Annotated in this window: 17 protein-coding genes and 1 pseudogene; 11 read left to right on the forward strand and 7 right to left on the reverse strand. The window is 57.9% G+C overall.

What is annotated here, in order from left to right; all coding sequences use genetic code 11:
* Window positions 1-53 precede the first annotated feature (53 nt).
* The 3 genes from aspA to ABFX35_RS10585 form a co-directional block, all read right to left on the reverse strand.
* Window positions 54-1,481 (reverse strand): aspartate ammonia-lyase, encoded by a 1,428-nt coding sequence (aspA, locus tag ABFX35_RS10575; RefSeq protein ID WP_346080758.1) that lies wholly within the window; start codon window positions 1,479-1,481, stop codon window positions 54-56.
* 59 nt (window positions 1,482-1,540) lie between these two features.
* Window positions 1,541-2,860 carry a glutamate/aspartate:proton symporter GltP gene (gene gltP, locus ABFX35_RS10580; RefSeq protein WP_346080760.1) on the reverse strand — a complete coding sequence of 440 codons (1,320 nt, stop codon included), beginning with the start codon at window positions 2,858-2,860 and terminating at the stop codon, window positions 1,541-1,543.
* A 528-nt stretch (window positions 2,861-3,388) separates the two neighbouring features.
* Entirely contained in the window at window positions 3,389-4,021 is a 633-nt protein-coding gene (locus tag ABFX35_RS10585; protein WP_279026446.1) for a LysE family translocator, read from the reverse strand.
* A gap of 311 nt (window positions 4,022-4,332) precedes the next feature.
* Here ABFX35_RS10585 and ABFX35_RS10590 point away from each other — a divergent pair, with 311 nt between their 5' ends.
* From ABFX35_RS10590 to ABFX35_RS10600, 3 genes are all read left to right on the forward strand, one after another.
* Window positions 4,333-5,601 (forward strand): SfnB family sulfur acquisition oxidoreductase, encoded by a 1,269-nt coding sequence (locus tag ABFX35_RS10590; protein ID WP_279026444.1) that lies wholly within the window; start codon window positions 4,333-4,335, stop codon window positions 5,599-5,601.
* Between the two features lie 114 nt (window positions 5,602-5,715).
* On the forward strand, window positions 5,716-6,129 hold the full coding sequence (locus ABFX35_RS10595) for a hypothetical protein (RefSeq protein WP_279026442.1): 414 nt from the start codon (window positions 5,716-5,718) through the stop codon (window positions 6,127-6,129).
* Between the two features lie 1,594 nt (window positions 6,130-7,723).
* On the forward strand, window positions 7,724-9,256 hold the full coding sequence (locus tag ABFX35_RS10600) for an EAL domain-containing protein (RefSeq protein ID WP_346080763.1): 1,533 nt from the start codon (window positions 7,724-7,726) through the stop codon (window positions 9,254-9,256).
* A 99-nt stretch (window positions 9,257-9,355) separates the two neighbouring features.
* Here ABFX35_RS10600 and ABFX35_RS10605 read toward each other — a convergent pair.
* From ABFX35_RS10605 to ABFX35_RS10620, 4 genes and pseudogenes are all read right to left on the reverse strand, one after another.
* A pseudogene (locus tag ABFX35_RS10605) lies at window positions 9,356-9,484 on the reverse strand (GNAT family N-acetyltransferase); the annotation flags it as partial.
* An 89-nt stretch (window positions 9,485-9,573) separates the two neighbouring features.
* On the reverse strand, window positions 9,574-10,323 hold the full coding sequence (locus ABFX35_RS10610) for a DeoR family transcriptional regulator (protein WP_346080765.1): 750 nt from the start codon (window positions 10,321-10,323) through the stop codon (window positions 9,574-9,576).
* Between the two features lie 107 nt (window positions 10,324-10,430).
* The gene (locus ABFX35_RS10615; protein ID WP_346080767.1) at window positions 10,431-12,863 is read right to left on the reverse strand and encodes a formate C-acetyltransferase/glycerol dehydratase family glycyl radical enzyme; all 2,433 of its coding nucleotides are present in this window, start codon (window positions 12,861-12,863) and stop codon (window positions 10,431-10,433) included.
* Between the two features lie 4 nt (window positions 12,864-12,867).
* Window positions 12,868-13,767, reverse strand: a complete 900-nt coding sequence (locus tag ABFX35_RS10620; protein WP_346080769.1) for a glycyl-radical enzyme activating protein — start codon at window positions 13,765-13,767, stop codon at window positions 12,868-12,870.
* A gap of 285 nt (window positions 13,768-14,052) precedes the next feature.
* On the opposite strand from ABFX35_RS10620, the gene ABFX35_RS10625 reads away from it, so the two are divergent.
* The 8 genes from ABFX35_RS10625 to ABFX35_RS10660 all read left to right on the forward strand — a co-directional run bounded on the left by ABFX35_RS10625 (window position 14,053) and on the right by ABFX35_RS10660 (window position 25,795).
* The gene (locus ABFX35_RS10625) at window positions 14,053-15,513 is read left to right on the forward strand and encodes an AMP nucleosidase (protein ID WP_279028583.1); all 1,461 of its coding nucleotides are present in this window, start codon (window positions 14,053-14,055) and stop codon (window positions 15,511-15,513) included.
* A gap of 157 nt (window positions 15,514-15,670) precedes the next feature.
* A complete protein-coding gene (locus ABFX35_RS10630; RefSeq protein WP_095848202.1) occupies window positions 15,671-16,174 on the forward strand; it encodes an RNA polymerase sigma factor in 504 nt (167 codons plus the stop codon).
* Between the two features lie 79 nt (window positions 16,175-16,253).
* Window positions 16,254-17,204, forward strand: a complete 951-nt coding sequence (locus ABFX35_RS10635) for a FecR family protein (protein WP_279028586.1) — start codon at window positions 16,254-16,256, stop codon at window positions 17,202-17,204.
* Window positions 17,205-17,525: 321 nt separating this feature from the next.
* Complete coding sequence (locus ABFX35_RS10640) at window positions 17,526-20,201, forward strand: TonB-dependent receptor (RefSeq protein WP_346080773.1); 2,676 nt, start codon at window positions 17,526-17,528, stop codon at window positions 20,199-20,201.
* A 134-nt stretch (window positions 20,202-20,335) separates the two neighbouring features.
* On the forward strand, window positions 20,336-20,953 hold the full coding sequence (locus tag ABFX35_RS10645) for a heme acquisition protein HasA (protein WP_095848200.1): 618 nt from the start codon (window positions 20,336-20,338) through the stop codon (window positions 20,951-20,953).
* A 201-nt stretch (window positions 20,954-21,154) separates the two neighbouring features.
* Window positions 21,155-22,960 (forward strand): type I secretion system permease/ATPase, encoded by a 1,806-nt coding sequence (locus tag ABFX35_RS10650; RefSeq protein WP_346080775.1) that lies wholly within the window; start codon window positions 21,155-21,157, stop codon window positions 22,958-22,960.
* An 85-nt stretch (window positions 22,961-23,045) separates the two neighbouring features.
* A complete protein-coding gene (locus ABFX35_RS10655; protein ID WP_346080777.1) occupies window positions 23,046-24,443 on the forward strand; it encodes an HlyD family type I secretion periplasmic adaptor subunit in 1,398 nt (465 codons plus the stop codon).
* A 2-nt stretch (window positions 24,444-24,445) separates the two neighbouring features.
* On the forward strand, window positions 24,446-25,795 hold the full coding sequence (locus ABFX35_RS10660; protein WP_279028803.1) for a TolC family outer membrane protein: 1,350 nt from the start codon (window positions 24,446-24,448) through the stop codon (window positions 25,793-25,795).
* Window positions 25,796-25,823: the final 28 nt, after the last annotated feature.

Raw genomic sequence — 25,823 nt, forward strand, 5'->3', positions numbered from 1 at the left:
CAGTTCACAGGCATACTCCTCGGCAGGCCGGTGCCCCAGCCTGCCCGGGAGGGTTACTCTTCGGTATAGCGCTTGGCTTTGTAGGCCGGATGCATCAGGTTATCGACCGAGAAGATGTCATCCAGCTCCGCTTCCGTCAGCAGCCCGCGCTCCAGCACCACTTCGCGCACGCTCTTGCCGGTTTCGGCGCAGATCTTGCCCACGATGTCGCCGTTGTGGTGGCCGATGAACGGGTTCAGATAGGTGACGATGCCGATGGAGTTGAACACGTAGTGCTCGCACACCGCTTTGTTGGCGGTGATGCCGTTGACGCATTTTTCCAGCAGGTTGTAGCAGGCGTTGGTGAGGATATGAATGGATTCGAACATCGCCTGGCCGATCACCGGCTCCATCACGTTCAGTTGCAGCTGGCCGGCTTCGGCCGCCATGGTCACGCAGCTGTCGTTGCCGATCACCTTAAAGCACACCTGGTTCACCACTTCCGGCACCACCGGGTTGACCTTGGCCGGCATGATCGACGAGCCCGCCTGCAACTGCGGCAGGTTGATTTCGTTCAGCCCGGCGCGCGGGCCGGAAGACAGCAGCCGCAGATCGTTACAGATTTTCGATAGCTTCACCGCCAGCCGCTTGAGCGCGCTGTGCACCATCACGTAGGCCCCGCAGTCCGAGGTAGCTTCGATCAGGTCTTCCGCCGGCACCACCGGCAGGTTGCTGACTTCCGCCAGCTTTTGCACCGCCAGATGCTGGTAGCCTTCCGGGGTGTTCAGCGCGGTGCCGATCGCCGTTGCCCCCAGGTTCACTTCCAGCAGCAGTTCTGCGGTGCGCTGCAGGTTGCGCACCTCTTCATTCAGCAGCACGGCAAAGGCCTTGAACTCCTGGCCCAGCGTCATCGGCACCGCATCCTGCAACTGGGTGCGCCCCATCTTCAGAATGGTGGCGAACTCCTGCGCCTTGCGCGTAAAACCTTCGCGCAATTCATCAATGGCATCCATCAGCTTGAGGATCGAGGCGTAGACGGCGATACGAAAACCGGTGGGGTACGCATCGTTGGTGGACTGGCTGTGGTTGATATGATCGTTGGGGTTCAGGTATTGGTACTCCCCCTTCTGGTGCCCCATCAGCTCCAGGCCGATATTCGCCAGCACTTCATTGGTGTTCATGTTGAGCGAGGTGCCCGCCCCGCCCTGGAACACATCCACCGGGAACTGATCCATGCACTTGCCGTTATCCAGCACTTCATCGCAGGCGCGGATGATGATATCGGCAATGCTGCACGGGATGGCTTTCAGCTCTTTGTTCGCCAGGGCGGCGGCTTTTTTCACCATCACCATGCCGCGCACAAATTCGGGAACATCGCTGATTTTGCCGTTGCTGATATAAAAGTTTTCAATCGCACGCAGGGTATGAATGCCGTAATAGGCCTCTGCGGGAACTTCACGGGTGCCGAGCAGATCTTCTTCAATACGAATAGCGTCAGACATGATGAACAATACCTTGTTGAGTAAAAAACGGTCCGCACCGGCAAGTGCGGACGGGGAAATTATTTATTTTCAAACTGCGGCACGCTGCGGTTGGCAAAATAGTGCGTCTCATAGATGCGCGCACGCTGCCTGTCGAACTGGCGCTCCCATTTGGCGATGACCAGCACCGCCAACGCATTGCCCACCACGTTGAGCGCGGTGCGGGCCATATCCAGGATGCGGTCGATACCGGCGATAAACGCCAGCCCTTCCAGCGGGATCCCAACGCTGCCCAGGGTGGCCAGCAGCACCACGAACGAGACGCCCGGCACGCCGGCAATCCCTTTCGAGGTCACCATTAAGGTCAGAACCAGCACCAGTTGCTGGCCGATGGACAGATCGATGCCGTACAGCTGGGCGATAAAAATGGCGGCGATGCTCTGATAGAGCGTCGAGCCATCCAGGTTAAAGGAGTAACCGGTGGGCACAACAAAGCTGGTGATGGCCTTCGGCGCCCCATACTGCTCCATTTTTTCAATGATGCGCGGCAGGACGGTTTCCGAACTGGCGGTGGAAAACGCCAGAATCAGCTCATCTTTCAGGATGCGTATCAGTGTGAGAATGCGCAGTTTGCAGAGCCTGGCGATAAGACCCATCACCACCAGGGCAAAGAACAAGATCGCGCCATACACCACCACCACCAACTTCACCAGCGGCAGCAGCGAGGCAAAGCCAAAGTTGGCGACGGTGGTGGCTATCAACGCAAACACCCCGATCGGCGCATACAGCATGATCATATGGGTGACTTTGAACATGGTTTCCGAAACGGCTTTGAACACGTCGAGCAGCGGCTTTTTGGTTTCGGCCGGCAGAGAGGAAAGCCCCAGCCCAAACAGCACGGAAAAGAAAATAATCGGCAACATATCCCCTTTGGCGATGGCGGCGAACACGTTCGCAGGGATCAGCGAGAGAATGGTGCTCACCAGGCTGTGGCTGCCGCTTTGCACCTGTTCCGTGGTCTTTTCATAACTGGAGATATCCACTGCGTGCAGCGTCGCCATATCAATCCCGCTGCCGGGGTGAAACAGGTTGGCAAAGACCAGGCCCACCAGGATGGCTACCGTGGTCACCAGTTCGAAATACAGGATAGTTTTCACGCCGATGCGCCCAAGCTTTTTGGCATCGCCCACGCCAGCAATCCCCACCACCAGGGTCGAAATGACGATCGGCACGACGATCATTTTGATCAGCGAAATGAAAATACCGCCTGCGGGGTTAAGAATATTGCCCACCATCCAGCTTTTATAATCCGCATGGCTATGGATAATGGCGCCCACCAGAATACCGAGGCACAGCGCGATCAGAATTCGCCAGGCAAGGCTTTTACTGTTTTTCTTCATAGTACAATCCCATCAATATCTTTAAACGCCACGCTGGTGCAGCCAGCACGGCGATGCATTTTTGGTGATCCAACAATTGAATCGTTTCAGTGGTTATTAATGCCCATGGGGCGGCGTGAGTGTGGTGTGAATTTCCTTATGGATCAGGGCTGTCGTTCGGCGAAGTGAATATCCTGGCGTACGTTCCGGCAGGTTGTGCGCGGTGTGAGGCGGGGACGGCCCCGCGAAGGGGTTGGCGGCGTTACAGCAGCGGGGGCCGTAAAGTAATACTGCGAATATCTCATAGTTCTCTCATCAAACATCGGTAACCTGTTTAGCAAGAGGGTTTAAGCATGAACTATGCCATTCATTAGCAACGTTAATTTTATTAATACAATCAAACAAATATTAATAACGGGCCGAACGCGCTACGGCCCGTGCAGAGCACCACAAGGCATCAAATGCACCCTAACGGTGCAAAATGGGTGAAACTTTTTCCGCCGTCGACGCCATAATGGTTCAGCGCCGCACTGGCATAGCGGCGGCAGGCTAGCGCCGAGCGTCGGCGAGCATGCGCACGGCAAGGGCCGCCAATACCGTGCCCATCAGCCAGCGTTGCAACACGATCCACAGCGGCCGGCCGGCGAGAAATCCTGCGATAGCCCCTGCACTCACGGCAATCAGCGCGTTAACGCTCACGCTAATGGCAATCTGCAGGCCGCCCAGCACCAGTGACTGCACCAGCACGCTGCCGTGTTCCGGGCTGATGAACTGCGGCAACAACGACAAATACATCACCGCGATTTTGGGATTAAGCAGATTAGTGACAAACCCCATCGTAAACAGCTTGCGGGCGCTATCCTGCGGCAGCGCCCGCACCTGGAACGGCGAACGGCCGCCGGGCTTGACGGCCTGCCAGGCCAGATAAAGCAGGTACAGCGCGCCGCCAATGCGCAACGTATCGTAGGCATAGGGAACGGCCATCACCAGCGCCGTGATGCCGAACGCCGCACAAAGCATATAGAAAACAAAGCCCAGCGCTACGCCGCCCAGCGAAATCAGCCCTGCCGTGCGGCCCTGGCAGATCGAGCGTGAAATGAGATACACCATATTGGGGCCGGGGGTGAGCACCATCCCCAGCGCCACCAGGCCAAACGCGAACAACGCAGACAGTTCAGGCATGTTTTTCTCCAGGAGCGCACCCAACGGCTGGGCGCGCTACCACTATAAAATCCCTGGCCGGCGTTTGCCTAGCGTAAAAACGCTTTTGTTAGGAACGCGCAACATAGCACGGCATGAAAACAGCAATAACGTCTTGAGCACACTGCGCCTTACCAGCCCCGAGGTTGTAGCCGACAATCGCTTGCTCCCCAAAGAATGCAAGGAATACAAATAATTATATCTATAATTAATATATAGGCCTCAAGACTCTGTTGCTACGATAGCCATTAATCCGCCCTGCATTTTAGCCATCGCCGTGTAAGGAAGAACCCATGACTATCATCGAAGAGATCAAACCTGCCACGCCTGAAGTCCATGTTAATTCCACCGAGCCGTTTTCACCCTTGCCGCGCCCCACCTCGCCTGCGCACGTTATCACCAGCGATGCCGAGGCGATTGCCGTTGCGGAGCGCCTGGCGGCGCAGTTCGCGAGCGGCGCCGCACGCCGCGATCGCGAGGGGCTATTGCCGATAGCCGAGTTGCAAGCCTTCTCGCAAAGTGGCCTTTGGGGCATCAACGTGCCAAAAGCCTATGGCGGAGCGCAAGTGTCTTATGCCACGCTGGCACGGGTTATCGCCATCGTCTCCGCAGCGGATCCCGCTCTGGGGCAGATACCACAAAACCATCTGGCCGGAGTGGCCCACTTAATTGCCGACGGCAGCGAGAACCAGAAAAAGGCACTGTTGGCCGGCGTATTGCAGGGGCTGCGTTGGGGCAACGCCTTTTCTGAAAAAGGCTCAGCTACCGTGGCCGATTTCAAAACCACCCTGCGCCAGGAAGGCGATGAGGTGGTGGTCAACGGCGAGAAGTTTTACGCCACCGGCGCGCTGCTGGCGCACATCGTTCATGTGGTGGCGGTAGACGCCGAGGGCAAACCACACCTGGTTATTCTCGAACGCGATGCGCCAGGGCTGAAGGTGATTAACAACTGGTCCAGCTTTGGGCAGCGCACCACCGCTTCGGGCACGGTTATTCTTGAGAACGTCCGCGCGCCGCGTGACCGAGTCATCCCGGTATGGCAAGCGTTCGATCGCCCAACCGCCGCCGGGCCGATTTCGCAAATCATCCAGGCGGCGGTCGACGCCGGCATTGCCCGCGGCACCATCGCCGATACTCTGAGTTTTGTGCGTGAAAAATCGCGCCCCTGGATCGACAGTGGCCAAACGCAAGCCGCCGACGATGTGTTTACCATTGCCGCCATCGGCGATCTTAAAATCCGCCTGCACGCGGCGGAAGCGTTGCTGTGGCGCGCAGGCCAGTTGATCGATACTGCGCTGGCCACGCCGAATGAAGAAACGGTGGCCGCCGCCGCTGTCGCCACCGCCGAGGCAAAGGTGCTCACCACCGAGATCGCCGTTCTGGCCGGGAATAAGCTGTTTGAGCTGGCCGGCACGCGCGCCACGTTGGCCGAATACAACCTTGACCGCCACTGGCGCAATGCCCGCACCCACACGCTGCACGATCCAGTGCGTTGGAAATACTTCCACGTCGGCAACTACTACCTGAACAACATCAACCCACCGCGCCACGCATGGAATTAACCGCCGCCGGGATAACACGGCGTATTATTGCAACGGCACGGGCTGACCCGCGCCGTTTTTACAAAAAACAGCGCAAGGGTTACTATCCTGTAGAACGTCCAAGGAGTGACCCGCATGTTTTATAAAACCCTGGCCCCCATTATTCCCTTTCTGCTCTGCGGCTGCATGGCAATCAACCCGTTTGATGGCAAAAGCCAATTGACGTCGCTGCAATCCGGGAAGTCTTCCATTGATTTAAGAATTTGCCTGGAACGCGCCTTCAGTAAACAGGGCTATAGTCTCGAAAGGCAGTCTACTTACGGTATTAACGATCCGCAGCAGCTCTATTATGTTTACCCTGCCGGCGCGGCCAAAACGGATGAGAACGTGCAGGTTGAAATAACCACGACGGATCATGGTGAGCAACAAAACAGCAAAATAAAAAATTCACGCAGCTCGGGTGTTGTGATCGCGAAAAAAAATGCGCCATTGGGGACATTTATGGCGACGATTAAACAGTGCGAAGATAAGTTTCACGTTGTTTATTAGGCGCTGTTCTGGAATAACTCGCCTGAAACCGCCGTGCTGGCGGTTTCAATGGCTTCCACACCCGTGATCCACTCACCAAATGCGTTGTCTTTGGGATTAACTTATGTCAAAGCCGAAGGTTAGATTGCCCGGTGGCGATAGATTGGGGTGTTGACGTTTAGCGCGCATCTTGGGCTGCCGAGCAAGGCACCGTTGCCAGGGGCAATCGGCCACGGACGGCCGACCCGTCCGGCGATGGTAACGCCGCGAGGGTACCCGCACAGCGGGCAGGCCATGTTAAGCGCAGGCTGGGGTGTCGGGGCCGGGCCTTCGGCCCTGACAATTGCCGTGCACGATTGCCGCAAAGAAATTCGATACGATTAAGGCAATTCCCTTTACGCTGGTGGCGGCAGAGTACTGTTTTAGCAACGTTCTTTGCCCTGACCGAGAGGGTTTCGGTCGCAGCAACGCCATTGTTTTCTGCGGCACTGTAGCCCGCGCCCGAGTTAGGGGCCGTGGGCGCGGCCCCTAACGACCCGCGCCTGCGCCATATCAGGCGGCCGCTGCGCGGCTACCCTCACTGTGTCACTTCGCATTAACGGCCGGCTACGACAGGCGTCCCTGCCTGTCTCGCCTGAAACCGCCGTCCTGGCGGTTTCGCCTATGCTACGTTCCGCCGTTCGGCGCCTTCAATGGCTTCCACACCCGTGCTCCACTCACCTAATGCGTTGTCTTTGATTGTGTCAAAACCGGTGGTTAGGTTGCCCGGTGGCGATAGATTGGGGGGTTGACGTTTAGCGCGCATCTTGGGCTGCCGAGCAAGACACCGTTGCCAGGGGCAATCGGCTACGGACAGCCGATTGAGGCGAGACAAACAGGGAGGTTTGTCGTAGCCGACCCGCCCGGCGACGGGGACGCCGCGAGGGCACCCGCGCAGCGGGCAGGCCATGTTAAGCGCAGGCCGGGGTGTCGGGGCCGGGCCTTCGGCCCTGACAATTGCCTGCCACTATTGCCGCAAAGAAACTCGATACGATTAAGGCAATTCCCTTTACGCTGTTGGCGGCAAAGTACTGTTTCGTCAATGTAGAGAAAAAGGATCTCTTTCACCATAACACCGGCGTTATCTATAGCCCCCTGCTGCCGATGCCCTTCCCCCGCCGGAAACACAAAAAACAACACCAACGCCTGACGAAAAGTAACTCTCATTGACAACAATCAACAATAAAATCATTAGATTAAATATATTAATCCGTATGCACAGTATAATTTACACATCAAAATACAGCGGCAAAAAACGGAGTATTGAATAAAAAACACCCATATAAAAATGGAAGTACTCATTTTTACCCCCACAACACTGGGCCCTCTCACACAATACGCCCATCAGTTTCTATACTGTTTATCAGCGTGCTGAAAATTCTAAAAAACGAAAACAAACGCTTTGAATAATTACCAGGCAACACTTTCACTCATTACGTATGGCGAGGCGACGGGTAACGAATGCTCAGAGAAAGGCGGCACGTTAATACGGCAGCAACTAACACCACCTACCCCGGCTTTCAGCCCGATCATGGCTCGCTTCGCATCCGCAATGTGCTTGGCCTTGAGGATAAAAATGAAAGCAATGAACTACAAAGCATGGATGATGACCATTGTCAGTATTTTGGTAGGCGCATTTTGTATGCTGCTTGTCTGCCAAATATCGATCGCGATGCTGGACCAGGGCAAAGTCAATGACTATGCCGATAGCATTATCGCCCGGGCGGATGACGTGGTTACCGAATCAATGGCCAGCATTGAAGATGTGCACACCTATACCTTCACCCCCTGCTCGCCCGAAGATATTTTCCAACTGCGTTACCTGGTTTTTAACGCGCATTATCTGCACGATATCGGCCGCCTCAAAAATAATGCGTTAGTCTGCACCGCGGTGCGCGGCATAATCAATCCCCCGATTCCCTTGCCGAAAGCAGATATGCGCCAGGCCGACGGTGTGCGCTTGTGGAGTGGTGCCACCGGCCTGTTTGACGCCAGAATACAAACCGACATCGCCAGCCGTTATGATATCGCCGTATTTACTTCCCCCAGCGCATTTCAACGCTTCACATTACCTGTGCGTGGTTACAGCGCGTTGTTGGTATCGCCCGATAACGGCCATGTTTATCAATCATTTGGGGCTATCCATCCCGATGTTCTAACTCAACCCAGCGCCTGGTATAGCCAATACCGGCAACAGCACCAGTGCAGTAGCACCTATGATGTCTGTGTCTATGCCCGTCTCAACGATTCCGGGATCCTGGCCCTGAAACCAAGTATTATTGCAGCCATCGTGCTGGCCGGCGCCGCCATCGGCGGCGGCGTATCTATGTTGCTTTTCCTATTGATTGAGCGCGACAGTTTGCTTTGCCGCCAACTGCTGCACGCGGTAAAAAAACACGAACTCTACCTTGAGTATCAACCCATCGTGTGTATGAGAAGGATGCAGATCATCGGGGTGGAATCGCTGGTCAGATGGAATAACAAAGGCAAAGAACCCATCTCGCCGGAAGTCTTTATCCCGATCGCGGAACAGCAGGGGATCATCAATGAAATTACCCACCAGGTCACCGACCGCGCGCTGGCAGAACTGCAGGCTATTTTGCAAAAGCACCCGGCGTTTTACGTCAGTATCAATCTTGATATTTCAGACGTGCTGGACGACGATTTCCGCAACTACCTGAATGCGCAGGTGGATAAATATGGCCTATCCCGGCGGCAAATTATGCTGGAAGTCACCGAGCGATCAACGGCGGCGCATGCCGAACTGGCGGATAAGCTAAACGCGCTACGGCAAGAAGGATACCGCATCGCGCTGGACGATTTCGGCACCGGCTATTGCAACCTGTCGTACCTTTCCAGCCTGCCCTTCGATACCCTGAAAATAGACAAAATGTTTACCAGCGCCATCGGTACCGGTTCGGTCAATGCCAAAATCGTCGATTTGCTGTTTAATCTGACCACCGATTTCAACACCAGCGTTACCGTCGAAGGGGTTGAAACGCCAGAGCAGGCGGAATACATCCGCCAGCACAGCCCCAATGCGGCTGTGCAGGGGTGGCATTTCGGTTACCCCATGAGTGCGCAGGCGCTGCAGGAAAAATACTTTTAAGGCCCCAGGCGCCGATGAAAAACCTGGCGCCCGGCGTTATTTGAGTTTGGCCATCAGCATCACATCGCAATAATGCCCGTTCCTGAAGGCGGCTTTGCGCTTATTGCGCCAATGGGCCACCGAGGGGTAAGGCAGTTGCAGCGTATTGGCATACACCGTTGGATCGCTGTAAATCCGCTGGTAGCTTTGGGCATCTTCCGGCTCACTGCCCCGGATAATTATCTCCATGTTTTTTGTTAACCCCTGAATGACACATTAAAATAATGTCTAATCAGTTCTTTTATAAAAGGTATATGGGCTGAAGTATACGCTGGCGGCTATTCGGCGCTGACCAGATCGCAGCGGATACCGAAATCCGCTAACTGGCGCTGGTAGCCGGCGGCCAGGCCGCTGTCGGTGATCACCCGGCCGATCGAGCGCCCGGCGGTAAGGGGGTATGGCTGGATCAGGCCAAACTTGCTGGAATCCGTCAGCACAATGGTTTCAATGCCCTTATCCAACACCGCGCTGACCACATCGCAGCGCATCATGTCGCGCCCGGTAAAACCGGTGTCGGCATGAAAGCCGTCAATGCCGATAAACGCTTTATGAAAGTGCACCTGCTGGATGCCGCTGCGGGTTAGCGGCCCGACCACCGATTCGCTGTGTTTTTGATAGTGGCCGCCCAGGGCAATCACATCGCAGGCCGTATCCTTCAACAGCCGGGCGATGTAGTGGCTGGCGGTCACGATGGTGATATCGCGCACATCGGCCAGATAGCGCGCCAACAGCGCATTGGCGCTGCCGCCTTCAATGAACACCGATTCGCCGTCCGCCACCAGTGAGGCGGCATATTCCGCCAGCGATTTCTTCAGTTGAAAATTATTCTGCATGCGCGTGTCTACGTCATCGCTTTCCACCGCGACGGCAAAGCCATGCTCCCGCTTAAGATAATGGTTGCGCTCCAGCGCGTTGAGATCCTGGCGGATGGTGACGGCCGAGACGCCGGAAAGCTGCGCCAGCTCATTAACGCTGACGCTTTTACGTTGATTAACCACCTGCAGAATATTTTGCTGACGTGCGTTCATAGGCGCCGATAACCCATAATTCGAATGGTGCACACTATATCAGAACCGCGCCAGAAAACGAGGCAGCGCCGGCGGTAACCGGCGCTGCAACCGTTAAGGCGGCGCCCTTACAGCGTGTGTTCTGTACGAGCGATAATATCGTCCTGGGTATCCGGCGAGAGCGCGGTAAAGAACGCCGAATAGCCGGCCACGCGCACCACCAAATCGCGGTATTGGTCCGGGTGTTTCTTCGCTTCAATCAGCGTGGCCCGTGAAACGATATTGTATTGGATATGCCATCCCTTATGGTCTTCAAAGAAGGTACGCAGCAGCGCCATCAGCTTCTGCCGATCGCCGGTATTTTCCAGCGTGGCGGGGTTAAGCTTCTGGTTGAGCAGGACGCCGCCCAGGATCGATCCGGTTGGCAATTTACCAATGGAATTGATCACCGCCGTCGGCCCCAGATGATCGGTGCCGGAAGCCGGGCTAGCCCCTTCGGCCAATGGCGCGTGGGCCTTGCGCCCGTCCGGCGTGGCCATGGTCGCGGCGCCGAACGGCACGTTGGCGGAGATCGACGAGGTGCCGGCGTAATAACCGCCGCCAATCGGCCCGCGCCCATAGCGGGGATTATGGTATTTTTTCAGCTCGTCGATGTAGGTCTGGTAAGCGCGAACCAGCAGTTGATCGACGCTGTCTTCATCGTTGCCGTACTTCGGCGCGTTGTTCATCAAACGCTGGCGCAGTTGTTCATTGGTCAGGCCGTCAAAATCGCAGGCCAACGCCTGCGCCAACTGTTGCTGGCCAATAACGCCCTGTTCAAATACCAGTTTTTTCACCGCCGCCAGGCTATTGCCCAGGTTGGCGATGCCCACCTGCAGGCCGGAAACCCAATCATATTTAGCGCCCCCCTGCTTGATACTCTTGCCGCGTTCGATGCAGTCATCCACCAGCGCCGAACACAGAATATCGTGCGCGTTCTCTTCCAGCGCCGTATCCACCACGTATTCGATTTCAATCGATTTGCGCGTGTAGTAGCGGATTTGCCGATCCCACATCTGCAGCACCTGGTCAAAATCAGTAAAGTTACCCTGTGACAAAGCACAATCCTGCGGCAGGAACACCTTGCCGCTGGTGGCGTCTTTCCCCCCTTCAAGGGCGGCCAGCATCACCCGGGCAAAGTTGATAAAGCTCATCCCGGTGCAACGGTAGCCCCACTTGCCGCCAACCGCCGTCTCGATACAGCCGATGGCGGCATACTGGTAGGCGTCCTCCGGTTCCACCCCCAGACCAATAAACGCCGGGATAACGATCTCGTCGTTGTTGAAGGCAGGCATGCCAAAGCCGCAGCGGATCACCTGCACGCAGTCATCGAGAAAATCGTCGCTGATGCCGGCGTGATAGCGCACGCTCAGGTTCGGCTGGGTGGAGCGCAAACGGCCGCACGACTCCAGAATGGCATAGGACAACGGATTAACCGCATCCTGCGCGCGGCCGTTGACCAGGTTTTGCCCGCCGATGGTCACGTTCTGGTACAGCGGGCTGCCGGCCGATGCTTTCGAGTGCGAGCCGGAGCGGATTTTGTTCACTTCCAGCAACTTCAGCCAGCAGCTTTGCAGCATTTCAATGGCGCTTTCACGCGCCAGCGTCTGCGTTAGCTCAACGTCGCGGCGGTAATACGGGTAGAGATACTGATCCATGCGGCCAAACGACACCGAGTGGCCGTTGGATTCAATTTGCAGCGCCAGTTGCACGAAGTAGCACAGCTGCAACGCCTGGTAGAAGGTACGCGGCGGCTGATGGGCGATCAGTTCGCAGTTCTCGGCAATCAGCAATAGCTCATCGCGGCGGCCAGGCCGCGGCTCGCTTTGCGCCTGGCTCCGTGCCAGCGCGGCATAGCGTTTGATATGTTCGCTCAGCGCGGCAAAGGTGATATCTATCGCCTTCAGGAACTGTTCCGCGTGCAAATCGTCCAGCACCGTCAGGTTGATGCGCGAACGGCGTTCGGCCACTTTTTCACGCAGACCGTCCAGCCCTTTTTCCAGCAGCAGCGGGTAGTTCACCGCCAGGTGGGCGTCGCCGGAAGTCATGTTCCCTTCGGCCTTGATGATGCCGGTAGCCAGTAAGGCTTTTTGTTCGTCGGTAAACATGCCATAGCAGCGATCCTGCACCGTCTGGCCGCGCCACCACGGGCAGAGCTGATGCAGTACGCGTTTGTTGTCTTCGCTGACGGAGAAACCGGCGCCGGGCCGGTCGGCCAGTTCGTCAATTTCCTGCTCAATCCAACCCACGGTGTATTCGGGGAAAATCGGCGCGGCGCGCACTTCGCTGGCCTGGTTGCCGACGATCAGCTCATCATGTTTGATCCAGATAGTGCGCTGGGATAAATGGCTGGCCAGCGCCAGTGCGCGACGCACCGGCACCGGCTTATCCATATTGGCCTGGTAGGCGGCAGTGTAGTGTTGTGCCCGCTCGGTGCAAACCGGCGGTTTGACAATATGAATCAGTGCATTTTTATGAGCCTTGATACGCTCACTCAGGGTTTCCAGGTTCAGGGTGACCATAGCGCTATCCTCTCAGTGTCACGGCTAACCCCTGCGTGCTTGCATAACGTTCGGCAAAGGCAAGCAGTTCAGGATCGTCAAGTGGCTTATCCGCCGCCAGGTATGGCTGGTTAAGCAGTTGGTATTTGTTCTTCCCCAGGGTGTGGTAAGGCAGAAAATGAATGTCGCGGGCGCCCAACTCCCCGGTCGCAAAATCGGTTATCGCACGCACCGAGGCGGCATCGGCGTTAAAGCCGGGGATGAGCGGCACGCGGATCACCAGCGGTTTGCCGCTGGCGGCGACGCGGCGTAAATTTTCCATCACGCGTTTGGCCGAGCCGCCGGTCCATTGTTTGAAGATTTTGCCGTCGACGTGTTTCAAATCGGCGAGGAACAGATTGATATAGGGTAATGAAGGCGAAACGTAGGCCCAGGGCACGTGCAGGCAGGTTTCCACTGCGGTATGGATGCCCTGCTGGCGGCTGCGCTGAAGCAGCGCCCGCGCCAGCTCCGGCTGCATAAACGGCTCGCCGCCGGAGAGCGTGATGCCGCCGCCGCTGCGCTGGTAGAAGGGTTTATCACGCAGCACCGTCGCCATAATACTGTCGACGTTTGCCGCTTCGCCGCACACGCTCAGCGCCTGCGTTGGGCAACAGTTTTGCAACTGCGCGAAATGCGGCGCCTCCAGGCGTTCACGGTGGATAATCATGCCCGCCGGCAGCCGCTCAATAGCGCCGGGCACCGCGCGCTGGCACAGATCGCACCCCGCCATGCACAAACGCGCATCGAACAGCACCTCTTGCTGGCCCGAACGGCTTTCCGGATTCTGGCACCAGCGGCAACCCAGCGAGCATCCTTTCAAAAACACCACGGTTCGGATGCCGGGGCCGTCATGTGTGGAATAACGCTGGATGTTAAAAATCATTTTCGCCCCCTTCTTTGTTTCATATGAAGGTAATAACACTTCGAAAGAAAGCTATTTTGATTTTTATCAACAAGCCACACCCTTTCTTCAGCACACGCAGAGAAATCAGCGCTGCCTCACATTTTTAGCGGCGCCTGCAGCGCGGCAACGGTGTGCTATTCATGCCTTTCCTTAGCCCGGAGCCATGACATACTATCTAAGCGATCACCCACAATAGATCGTGCGAAATATCGCCTAAGTTAGCCTGGCACTGATTCAGGACAAAAAGGATAAACAGGAGAAAACATGAACAACAGCCTATCCGGCAGTCACCTCACTGTGGCGCAGGCGCTCGATAAACTGGAGGCGATGTACAACGCTTCGGTAAAAGCGCTCCGTGCGGCCATTGGGGAATTTATCAGCCACGGCACATTGCCCGATGAACAGGCACGGCGCGCAGGATTGTTCGTTTATCCAGAGCTGCGGGTGAGCTGGGACGGTACCTCCCCCAGCCAAAAGAAAACCCGTGCCTATGGCCGTTTCACCCACCCCGGCAGTTATACCACCACCATTACCCGGCCAGAGCTGTTCCGCCATTATCTGGCGGAACAGTTGGCCATGCTGCAAGACGAATACGCCGCCACGATTGAGGTGGTGCCTTCACAGTTGGAGATCCCGTTCCCCTACGTTATCGACGGTTCCAACCTGAGCCTGGATCGCTCAATGAGCGCCGGGCTGGCACAGCATTTCCCCACCACCGAACTGGCGCAGATTGGCGATGAAACCGCCGATGGCCTATTGCACCCCACCGGCCCGTTCCCGCTTTCGCATTTCGACGCGCTGCGCAGTGACTTTTCACTGGCAAGGCTGCGCCACTACACCGGCACGCCGGCCGAACATTTCCAACCGTTCGTGCTGTTTACCAACTACACGCGCTATGTGGATGAGTTTGTGCGCTGGGCCTGCAGCCAGATCGCCGATCCGGCCAGCCCTTACCAGGCGCTGTCCTGCGCCGGCGGCAACCTGATTACGGCGGACACCGCCGCCCCCGAACAGGCGGTATCCGATCTGGCGTGGAAAAACCACCAGATGCCGGCTTATCACCTGATCGCCGCCAACGGCCAGGGGATCACGCTGATCAACATTGGCGTCGGCCCGTCCAATGCCAAAACCATCTGCGATCACCTGGCGGTGCTGCGCCCCAGCGCCTGGCTGATGATCGGCCACTGCGGCGGCCTGCGCGAAAGCCAAACGATTGGCGACTATGTGTTGGCGCACGCCTATCTGCGTGACGATCACGTACTGGATTCGGTTCTGCCGCCGGATATCCCAATCCCGAGCATCGCCGAGGTGCAGCGTGCGCTGTACGACGCCACCAAAGCCATCAGCGGCATGCCGGGCGAAGAGGTCAAACAGCGGCTGCGCACCGGCACGGTGGTCACCACTGACGATCGCAACTGGGAACTGCGCTACTCCGCTTCAGCGCTGCGTTTTAACCTAAGCCGCGCCGTGGCGGTGGATATGGAAAGCGCCACCATTGCCGCCCAGGGCTACCGCTTCCGGGTGCCCTACGGCACGCTGCTGTGCGTTTCCGACAAGCCGTTGCACGGTGAAATAAAACTCCCCGGCCAGGCCAACCGCTTCTATGAAGGCGCGATCTCCGAACACTTGCAGATCGGTATCTGTGCGATCGATCTGCTGCGCGCCGAGGGCGAGCGCCTGCACTCACGCAAGCTGCGTACCTTCAACGAACCCCCATTCCGTTAAGCGCAAGGCGCACGGCTGCCGGCCGTGCGCCAACGCCCCGCACTACCAACAACAAGCGATAGCTGTGCCCACCCATTTATCGGCCCGGTCTTTTATGATAATAATTATCATTTAAACCCACTTCTAGCGTCAGACCCCGGTCTGGCAGGGCGTAAAGATGTCGGAGACGGATCTAAAACACCTTTTCAGTCATTATTCGCAGGCACTACAACGATATTTGACGCGTAAAGTTCGCGATCCTCATCTGGCCGCCGATCTGCTACAGGAATGCTTTTTGCGCCTGGCGCAACGGCTGGAACAAAACGAGGATATCAGCGATAAAAAGGCCTATTTGTTTAAAACCGCCAATAACCTGGTGCTGGATCACCAACGCTATCAAGCGCGTTGGCAAATGCAGCCGCCGGCCAACGACGGCGAAGCGGCGCTGGACACCCTGCCCGATCGCCGGCCGCAGATGGAGCAAATGGCCATTAACCAGCAACAGTTGGCGCTGCTGGCGCAGGTGCTGGCGCAGTTGCCCGAACGCACGCAGCAGATATTTTTGCTGCACCGGTTGGAGCACCTCACACAGCAGCAGGTTGCCCGGCAACTGAACATTTCCGTCAGTACGGTAGAAAAGCATCTCGCCAGTGCGCTGGCGGCGATGCTGCGCGTCATTTAAATTAATTGCATAAATTTTACGGTTTTTCCGTTCCCAGACGTCAACATAATAAGAGACCCTTATTTCACCAAGCCTATACATGATGAACGACTATCCCACAGAAATCAGGCAACAGGCCGCCGCATGGGCGCTAAAATTGACCGAAGCCAGCCCAGACGCCGCGCAGCAACAGGCGCTGCAACACTGGTTGGCACAGGATCCGCGCCATCACCCCGCGCTGGAGCAGGCTCAGGCACTGTGGCAAGCGCTGGGTGCGCTCAACGGCGAGCAGCAAAACCAGCTGCGGGCCGCCGCCGCCCCTCGGCCGCGCCGCGCCCCGGTGCGCTGGAGCATCGCTGCCTGTGCGCTGTTGGCGCTCTGCGCCGGCGTGCTGTGGGGGCCGGGCGCCTGGGTGGACATCCACGCCGATTACCGCACCGCCAGCGGGCAAATCCGCCACCTTCGCCTGCCAGACGGCAGCCAGGTTGATATGGACAGCGACACAGCCGTCGCCCTTGAGTATAGCGGCGCTGAACGCCGCGTCAGGCTGCTGCGCGGCAACGCCTGGTTCACCGTGGTGCCACTCTCGCCAAGCGAACCGCGCCCCTTTCGGGTGGCAGCCGATAACGGCGTAACCCAGGCGCTCGGCACGCAGTTTATGGTGCAGTACGACGATAGCGCCACCACCGTCGGGGTGGCGCAACACAGCGTGCAAGTGGCGGCCGGGGCGCAATCGCTGGTTCTACAGGAACAGCAGGCCGCCACATACGACGCGCATCAGGGGTTGAAACGGATCGCCGGCTGGAATAGCCACGACGCCGGCGACTGGCGGCGCGGGCTGTTGATCTTTCATCAACAACCGCTGGCGGAGGTTATCGCGCGGATCAACCGTTATCATCGCGGCAAAGTGATCGTCCGCGGCGCACGCTTGCAGCAACGCCAAATCAGCGGTGTGTTTGCCCTCGGCGATCTGGATAACGCCCTGGCCGCCATTAGCCACGAACTGGGCGCCAGGCAACTGACGCTGCCGGGGCTTATCGTGCTGTATTAGGCAACGAGCGCCGCTGGCGGTCGTTGCCTGCGCCTTTAGGCACGCGGTGCGCATCTCCCCACCATTATCCGGCGCACGCCCGATCGGAGATGCAACCACAATATGCGGTAAGTTATCTCGCCGCAGCCTGCCGCATTCACCGCATTGCTCTTACCATCTCATCCGACCAGTAAAATTCTTTTACGGTTTTTGTCATTATCTTCGTCTTGGTAACTGTGGAATGATTTTTATTATCATTCGCAGATTGAAAGTTTAGACCTTCGCGGGTGATTTTTTACCCGCAGGCGGTTAATGGGCCTTTTTACCAAGAGCGCGCATAAAATGCAGACATCACAGCAAATTACACTAACAATCAGCCGGCTTGCGCTGGCTATCGGGATAGCGTTCAGCACACTTGTCCCGTTTTCTTATGCCAGGGCCGAACAACCCACAGCGGCCACAACGCACGGCGAGCAACAGGCCGAGTTCACCATTCCCGCACAGCCGCTCAACAGTGCGCTGTTGCGCTTCGCCGAGCAGGCCGGCCTGCAAATCCTGTTGCCGACATCCGGCCTGCTGGACGGTATGCAAGCCACTCCGCTACAAGGGCGTTACCCCGTCAATCAGGCGCTGCGGCGGTTGATCGGCAACAACCCGGTGGACTACCAGATTAGCGCCACCGGCCAAATTACCTTATCCAAACGGGCCAATAAGGGTGCAGCGGAGCAGACGATCATCATCAAAGCCGCGCGTATCGAACATGAAGGCGACTGGATCTACGATCAGCCACGCGCCATCAGCGTGATCTCCCGCGAACAAATGGACAACCGCCCGGCGCGCCATGCCGCCGATATGCTGGAACAATCCGCCGGCGTCTACTCCAGCGTTAGCCAGCAGGATCCGGCGCTGTCGGTCAATATTCGCGGCATTCAGGACTATGGCCGCGTCAACATGAACATCGACGGCATGCGGCAGAACTTTCAGAAAAGCGGCCACGGCCAGCGCAACGGCCAGATGTACATCGACTCTGAATTGCTCTCCGGCGTAACCATCGAAAAAGGCGCCACCAGCGGCATGGGCGGCGCCGGCGCCTTCGGCGGCATCGCCACCTTCAACACCGTTAGCGCCAGCGATTTTATCTTCCCGCCGACCAAAGAGATCGGCGGCAGGCTGCATGCCAGTACCGGTGACAACGGCACGCAATTTATCGGCAGCGGCATTCTGGCGCTGGGCAGCGAAACCGGCGATATTCTGGTAGGCGCCAGCGAGCGCCATTTAGGCGACTACTGGCCAGGCAACAAAGGCGATATCGGGGATATTCGTACTTCTCAATATACACCGGAAGCGACTCAAGCAGCTCAAGACTCCCTGAAAAACGCCAAGGTTCTTGATTCCAACTACACGATGCGTTCACGGCTGGCGAAAATCGGCTGGAACCTGCCCGCCAACCAGCGGCTTGAGCTCTCTTACCTGCAAACCCAGACCTCCACGCCCAACCCCAGCATAATCACTAGCGTCGGCTACCCGAACCTGGGCTGGACACAAAGCGGTTTCAGCGAAGTGATGTCGCGCAGCAGCGGGCTGGACTACAGCCTGAAGCCGGACGATCAGGACTGGCTGGACTTCAAGGCCAAACTGTATTACGTCGACACCAAGGACGATTCCGACACCTACGCCTCCAGTACCACAGCCAACGATGCGTACTCAACGAACACCCGGCTACGCACCTATGGTTTGCAGGCGCAAAATACCTCCCGCTTCTATCCCACCGCGGGCCATGAATTAACGGCCAACTACGGGCTGGATCTGTTTTACGATAAGGCAACCAGCGATTCCACTCTCGATTCCATGAACGGTGTAACGCCGAATGGCAACCGCAGCGTGGCCAGCCTGTTCGCCAACCTGGAGTACGATTATAATGACTGGCTCACCCTACAGGGGGGGATGCGCTATGACCGTTACCATCTGCGCGGTTCCACCGGTTTTACGTCTTTTGATTTCCCCTGGACGGTCGATAACCCCTGCACCGAGCGTTCCGCAGCGCGATGCAGCGTTGCCAAAACGCATACCTATGACATCGATGATGAGCATGGGAAGTTTTCCCCCACGGCGGCCATCGCCATCAAACCGGGCGTCGACTGGCTAGAGCTGTATGGCAGCTACGGCATGTCTTACCGGCCGCCTGCGATCACTGAAACGCTGACGACCGGCAGCGCGCACTCCTCATCCGTGCAATACCCCAACCCGTTTCTTCAGGCAGAACGTTCCCGCACTTGGGAAACCGGGTTTAATATCAAAGCCGACAACCTGATTACCGATACAGATCGGTTGGTGGCCAAGGTCGCCTATTTTGATACGAAGGTCAGCAACTACATTAATATGGAGTTAGCACGCGTCACGCCGGGATTATTTTCCCCTTCCACCGGTAACGCCGCCTATGTCAATAACCTGTCCAAAACCCGTTTCCGCGGGCTGGAATACCAGCTTAACTACGACGCTGGGGTATTCTATGCCGATCTAACCTATACCCACATGATTGGGAAAAATGATTTCTGCTCAAAACAGGCATGGATGGGTGGCGTGATTAGCTATGCCGGCAGCAGTAGAAACTACTATGCCGTGCCGCTTGATGACTGGAATAATTTTGTACAGTGTAACACCGGTGCGGTTTTTGGTTCTGCAGCCTATCTGCCGAGCGATCGCGCCAGCCTGACACTCGGTGGGCGTGCGTTTGAGCGCAAACTGGATTTCGGCGTAACCATCCGCTACAACAAGGGCTATCAAGATCATTCCGTTATAAATGACACGGGAACTACAGGTCAGTTTTATGTTGCCGACTGGCCGAAATATACGTTGTTTGATCTTTACGCCAGCTATCAGTTAACCCATAACCTGAGAATCAACGGTTCGATAGAAAATATCACCAACCGCGCTTATATCGTCAGCTACGGCGATGCGCTGTCTTATACCCTTGGGCGCGGCAGAACCGTTCAGGGGGGGATCACCTATGAATTTTAAAAGCTTGCCATTTCCCGGCTTAGGGAAAATAGCAGGAAATGATTATGCGGTAATACCTTCCGCATCGTCACCAGCGGGTGAAAAAGGAATGACTTTACTTCACCCGAATTAATATCACACAAGAGGAATACCTTATGAGCTTTTCTATTACCTACAGTGCTGATTATTCCGATCTCGATATTAGTTCATACCTGACAGACGAATGGTTGGCGACGTTTGGCGACGCCAACCATACCAACGGCAACGTGACGCCGAGTAACTCCGGCGGCTTCTACGGCGGCGCCGATCAGTTCAGCGGCACGCAGTATGCCCTGGTAAGCCCGGATAACCAGATTTCTGCGTTTCTCGCCGAGGGGCAATTAAGTTACAACTTCACCAATCATGTTCTGTCGGGATCGCTAGACTCGTTGACCTTTGGCGATGGCCTGGCCGGCGGCAGTACCAGTGAGTTCGTCGTTCAGGAACCGCAGGTCACTTTTAACGGGCTGAATCTCTCCAGCACAGGAAGCGACGGTGTTGTTCATCAATCCATATACGGCCTGATGACCGGCACGGTTGATCCGCTGATTGATGCATTAGAAGGTATTTTCAGCGGCCTCAACGCTTCATCAGCCTTTGATGTCGCCTTCCAGGATCTGGATCTCGACGGCGATCTCACCATCACTGAAGCGGAAATCACCGCCTATGGTTCGGCCGCCACCGCCGCGACGGTCGGCGTAGCCGAAGTTACGGATGAACTGCTGGCTGCCTAAGAAAAGCGGCTAAAAGTGTCCGCTTTTAGCCGCCCGGCACTACGCCGCCGCGTCCGCAACGTGACCGGGCCGCGGCGGCGTTTCAGTGTAATCGCTGCCGTTATTACCCGCAATAACGCAAGGTGTAACGGATGCGCTTAACAGACAACCGGTTGCGGCATGGCGCAGTGCGCCAGCGGCAACCTGCAAGATGGATGGCCTATGCGTATTGCAAGCGGCAAGGAAACACGTTTTTCTCCTCCGCCCTCCCCCTCGCCGCGCCACGAAATTCTCGGCGCGCTGGCGGCTTACCGCCAGGCGTTCTGGGGCGTAGGCCTGTTCAGCGCGGTGATCAACCTGCTGATGCTGACGCCAGCCATCTACATGCTACAGGTTTACGATCGCGTGCTGTCTTCCGGCAACACGATGACGCTGGGCATGCTGACGGCAATGGCGCTCGGCCTGTTCGCGCTGATGGGGCTGCTGGAATGGGTACGCAGCGCGGTGGTGATCCGCCTGGGCACCCAAATGGATATGCGGCTGAACCAGCGAGTGTACAACGCCGCGTTCGCCAGCCAGTTGCAAGGGCAGCCGGCGCGCGCCGGGCAGGCGCTGAACGATCTGACCGCGCTGCGCCAGTTCGCCACCGGCAACGCGCTGTTCGCCTTTTTCGACGCCCCGTGGTTCCCGGTTTATCTGCTGGTGATCTTCCTGCTGCATCCGTGGCTGGGCGTGATGGCGCTGGCCGGCGCTGCGGTGCTGATCCTGCTGGCCTGGCTCAACCAGCGCCTGACGCGGGAACCGCTGGAACAGGCCGGGCGCATCGCCATTCAGGCCACGCAACAGGCCAACGCCAATCTGCGCCACGCCGACGCCATCGAAGCGATGGGCATGTTGCCTGACCTGCGCGCCCGTTGGCTGGGCCAGCATGTGCGCTTCCTGCAACAACAAAATTTGGCCAGCGAAAAGAGCGCCACCGTGACGGCTCTGACCAAATCGCTGCGGCTGGCGCTGCAATCGCTGATGCTGGGCCTTGGCGCCCTGCTGGCCGTGGCGGGCGAAATCACACCCGGCATGATGATCGCCGGTTCGATTTTGGTCGGCCGGGTGCTGAGCCCTATCGATCAACTCATCGGGGTGTGGAAACAATGGTCGCAGGCACGGCTGGCCTGGCAGCGAATCAGCGTGCTGCTGGCCGCCTATCCCGAGCGCACGCCCGGTATGCAACTGCCTGAACCACTGGGGCGCTTGCTGGTTGAGCAGATCAACGCTGCCCCGCCCCATGCCCGCACGCCAGTGCTGCGCAATATCTCCTTCGCCCTTGAGCCAGGGGACGTACTGGGCGTTATCGGCCCATCCGGTTCCGGCAAATCGACGCTGGCACGCCTGTTGGTAGCCGCGCAACCGGCGCTCAGTGGCAAGGTGCGGCTCGATGGCGCCGACATGCACCAATGGGACAAAGGCGATCTCGGCCGTTTCATCGGCTATCTGCCGCAGGATGTGCAATTGTTAGCCGGGACTATCGCCGAAAACATCGCCCGCTTCAGCCAGCCGGATGCCGAACAGGTGGTCGCCGCAGCCCGCCTGGCCGGCGTGCACGATCTGATCCTCCGCCTGCCCCAGGGTTACGACACACCGTTGGGCGAAAACGGCAGCGGCCTGTCCGGCGGGCAAAAGCAGCGGGTCGCGCTGGCGCGGGCCGTCTACGGCCAGCCGAAGCTGACGGTGCTGGACGAACCCAACGCCAGCCTGGATGAGGAAGGCGAAAAAGCGCTGCTGGCGGCGATCGCACAGCTAAAGGAACAGGGCGCCACCCAGATCCTGATAACCCACAAACCGGCTTTGCTTAGCTGTGCCAATAAGCTGCTGGCGCTGCGTGACGGGCAAGTCAGTTTCTTCGGCCCGGCGGAAAAACTGCAACAGCAGATGACGAAACGCAAACCGCCGCCCGCCGCCGGGGCGTTCTCTCCTGGCCTGAGCATGGTCTATAACGCCAAAGGGCCACGCCAGGCTGCGCCCGAACGTTAATTTTCACTATTTGTGGGCATTTCGCGGCCACGCTACCTTCACGGCACGTGGCACCACGGAATCCCCTTATTGCACGAGGAACCGCATGTCTCTTCACCCTGAGTCAGCACCGCCCCATGTTAACCACCCGCCGGCATCCTCCGCGGCCGGCCCCGCGCCAGAGCCCACCGTGTTGCCGCTACACACCGACTCCGGGCGCTATCTCAAATACGGCCTGATACTGGTGCTGCTGGGGTTCGGCGGTATGCTGCTGTGGGCTGGCCTGGCGCCGCTGGATAAAGGCGTCGCGGTTTCCGGCAAGGTGATCGTCACGGACAACCGTAAAGTGGTGCAGCCCGCCGCCGCCGGGCGCGTCGCTCATTTATATGTCCGCGAAGGGGACAGCGTGCAGCGGGGGCAGGTGCTGGCCGAGCTGGACGTCACGCCGGCCAAAACCCAGCGCGACAATCTACGCATTCAATTATTGGAAGCCCAACTGCGCGCGGCGCGTCTGCAGGCCGAACGGGATGCGCTGCCGCAACTGCCCATGCCCGATCCGGCGCTGTTCACCACACTACCCGGCGATGAATTCCCTGCCTTAACCATGCAGCAGATCCAACTGGGGCAACAGCAGTTGTTTCTCAGCCGCCGCGCGGCGCTGCGCCAGGAGATCGCCGCCATGCGGGCCGCCATCGACGGTAACCACGCCCAGCAGCAAGGAACGCGCGCGCTGTTAGCAAGCTACACCCTGCAGTCCCGGCTGCTTGGCGAACAGCTCCGCAACCTGCGGCCACTGGCCGCGGAAGGCTACATCCCGCGTAACCGGCTGTTGGAGACGGAGCGCCAGGCGGCCCAACTGCACGGCGATCTTGCCCAACAGAACGGCACGCTGGCGCAGATTGGGCAGCAGATCGCCGAGCTGGAACAGAAAATGCTGCAGCGGCAGGAGGAGTACCAAAAAGAAGTGCGCACCCAGTTGAGCGAGGCCCAGCTCAGCATTCAGGATCTCGCTCAGCGTCTTGCGGCCGCAGAATATGAGCTGCAAAACACGCGCATCACCGCGCCGGCCAGCGGCAACGTGGTTGGCCTGACATTGCACACCGAAGGCGGCGTGGTCGGCAATGGGCAAACGTTGATGGAGATCGTGCCGCAGGGGCAACCGTTGCAGGTCGAGGCGCAACTCCCTATTGAGTTAGTCGACCGGATCGCGCCCGACTTGCCGGTTGAACTGATGTTTTCCGCGTTTAATCAAAGCACCACACCGCGCGTAACCGGGCGCGTCGCACTGGTGGGCGCCGACCAGCTCACCGATCCCCAAACCAACCTCCCCTACTACCCGCTGCGCATCAACGTCGACGAACAGGGCAAGCGCCAGCTATCCGGTCTGCATATCCGCCCTGGCATGCCGGTCGAGGCTTTTGTTCGAACCGGTGAGCGTTCACTGCTGAATTATCTGTTTAAACCGCTGTTCGATCGCTTGCATATCGCTTTATCGGAGGATTAACTATGCGCGTTGCCGTTCGCCCCGGACGTTCATTTACCCAGCGCGTTCGTCTGCTGTTATGGTGCCTTACGCTGGGCTACAGCGCCCCGGGCCAGGCGCTGGGATTGGTCGAAGCCTGGCGGCAGGCGCTAAGCCACGATCCCGTTTTCCAGGCCGCCATCCATGCACGCAACGCCGAAGCGGAAGAGAAAAATATCGGCCGCGCCGCGCTTTTGCCGAAAATCAATTACGACTATAGCCATTCGCACAACGATTCCACCGTCACCAGCGGCGAATTACGCAGCGATCGCAACTATAACAGCCACGCTTCGACGCTTTCGTTCCAGCAACCGCTGCTGGATTATGAAGCCTGGTCACGCTATCAGCAGGGCGGCGCTTCAGCGCAGATGGGCAACGAGCAGTTGCGCGATGCCGGCCAACAACTGCTGGTGCGGTTGTTTCAGGCCTATAGCAACGTGCTGTTCAGCCAGGAAGAAATCGCGCTGGTTCAGGCGCAACGGCGAGCCTACCGGGAGCAATATCGGCTCAACCAGCGGCTATTCGAACAGGGGGAAGGCACGCGCACCGACATACTGGAAACCGAAGCCAGGCTGAACCTGGCCGACGCGCAGTTGATCGAAGCGCAGGATAACCTCAACCTGAGTGAACAGGAACTGGCGAAACTGCTTGGTGCGCCGATCGCCGCCGCACAGCTGGCGCCGCTTGACGCCCGGTTCGCTCCGCGCCCGTTGCAGCCGGCCAACTTCGGCCACTGGCAAAATCTGGCTCTGCACCACAATGCGCAACTGCTGGCGCTCAGCCAGTCGTTGGCGGTATCTCGTTATGAAATTGAACGCAGCCGGGCCGGCCACCTGCCGCGTGTTACGCTGGTCGCCAACGCGCGCAAAAGCAGCTCAGACAGTGAAAGCAGTTATAACCAAAAATACGACACCCGCTCAATCGGCGTGCAAATCAGCGTGCCGCTGTTTGCCGGCGGCGGCGTATCGGCGGCCACGCGGCAGGCCGGCGAACGCTATCAGCAGGCGGCGAAAGAAAAAGACGAACAGATACTGACAGTACAATTGGAATTGCGTCGCCAGTTTAATCTGGTGACCAGCAGCCAGGCCAAAATCAAAGCGTATCAGTTGGCGGAACGTGCCGCGCAAGCGCTGGTGTTGGCGACGCGAAAAAGCGTGAGCGGCGGCGAACGGGTCAATCTGGATGTTTTGAATGCCGAACAGCAGCTTTACAGCACCCGGCGCGATCTGGCCGAGGCCCGTTACGCCTGGCTAAGCGCCTGGCTACAGTTACGCTACTACGCCGGCACACTGGATGAGCAAACGCTGCGGCAATTGGCGGCCTATTTCGGCTAGCCATATGAAGAAGCCCGCTTCACCGAGG

The sequence above is a fragment of the Gibbsiella dentisursi genome (assembly GCF_039539505.1).
GTDB classification, from domain to species: Bacteria; Pseudomonadota; Gammaproteobacteria; order Enterobacterales; family Enterobacteriaceae; genus Gibbsiella; species Gibbsiella quercinecans.

Bases quoted from the DNA above. Each gene is read 5' to 3' on its own strand.
- gltP (WP_346080760.1), bottom strand. From the start codon at position 2,860: ATGAAGAAAAACAGTAAAAGCCTTGCCTGGCGAATTCTGATCGCGCTG.
- ABFX35_RS10595 (WP_279026442.1), top strand. From the start codon at position 5,716: ATGTTTTATAAAACCCTGGCCCCCATTATTCCCTTTCTGCTCTGCGGC.
- ABFX35_RS10615 (WP_346080767.1), bottom strand. From the start codon at position 12,863: ATGGTCACCCTGAACCTGGAAACCCTGAGTGAGCGTATCAAGGCTCAT.
- ABFX35_RS10620 (WP_346080769.1), bottom strand. From the start codon at position 13,767: ATGATTTTTAACATCCAGCGTTATTCCACACATGACGGCCCCGGCATC.
- ABFX35_RS10625 (WP_279028583.1), top strand. From the start codon at position 14,053: ATGAACAACAGCCTATCCGGCAGTCACCTCACTGTGGCGCAGGCGCTC.
- aspA (WP_346080758.1), bottom strand. From the start codon at position 1,481: ATGTCTGACGCTATTCGTATTGAAGAAGATCTGCTCGGCACCCGTGAA.
- ABFX35_RS10585 (WP_279026446.1), bottom strand. From the start codon at position 4,021: ATGCCTGAACTGTCTGCGTTGTTCGCGTTTGGCCTGGTGGCGCTGGGG.
- ABFX35_RS10635 (WP_279028586.1), top strand. From the start codon at position 16,254: ATGATGAACGACTATCCCACAGAAATCAGGCAACAGGCCGCCGCATGG.
- ABFX35_RS10655 (WP_346080777.1), top strand. From the start codon at position 23,046: ATGTCTCTTCACCCTGAGTCAGCACCGCCCCATGTTAACCACCCGCCG.
- ABFX35_RS10630 (WP_095848202.1), top strand. From the start codon at position 15,671: ATGTCGGAGACGGATCTAAAACACCTTTTCAGTCATTATTCGCAGGCA.
- ABFX35_RS10610 (WP_346080765.1), bottom strand. From the start codon at position 10,323: ATGAACGCACGTCAGCAAAATATTCTGCAGGTGGTTAATCAACGTAAA.
- ABFX35_RS10590 (WP_279026444.1), top strand. From the start codon at position 4,333: ATGACTATCATCGAAGAGATCAAACCTGCCACGCCTGAAGTCCATGTT.
- ABFX35_RS10650 (WP_346080775.1), top strand. From the start codon at position 21,155: ATGCGTATTGCAAGCGGCAAGGAAACACGTTTTTCTCCTCCGCCCTCC.
- ABFX35_RS10660 (WP_279028803.1), top strand. From the start codon at position 24,446: ATGCGCGTTGCCGTTCGCCCCGGACGTTCATTTACCCAGCGCGTTCGT.
- ABFX35_RS10640 (WP_346080773.1), top strand. From the start codon at position 17,526: ATGCAGACATCACAGCAAATTACACTAACAATCAGCCGGCTTGCGCTG.
- ABFX35_RS10645 (WP_095848200.1), top strand. From the start codon at position 20,336: ATGAGCTTTTCTATTACCTACAGTGCTGATTATTCCGATCTCGATATT.
- ABFX35_RS10600 (WP_346080763.1), top strand. From the start codon at position 7,724: ATGAAAGCAATGAACTACAAAGCATGGATGATGACCATTGTCAGTATT.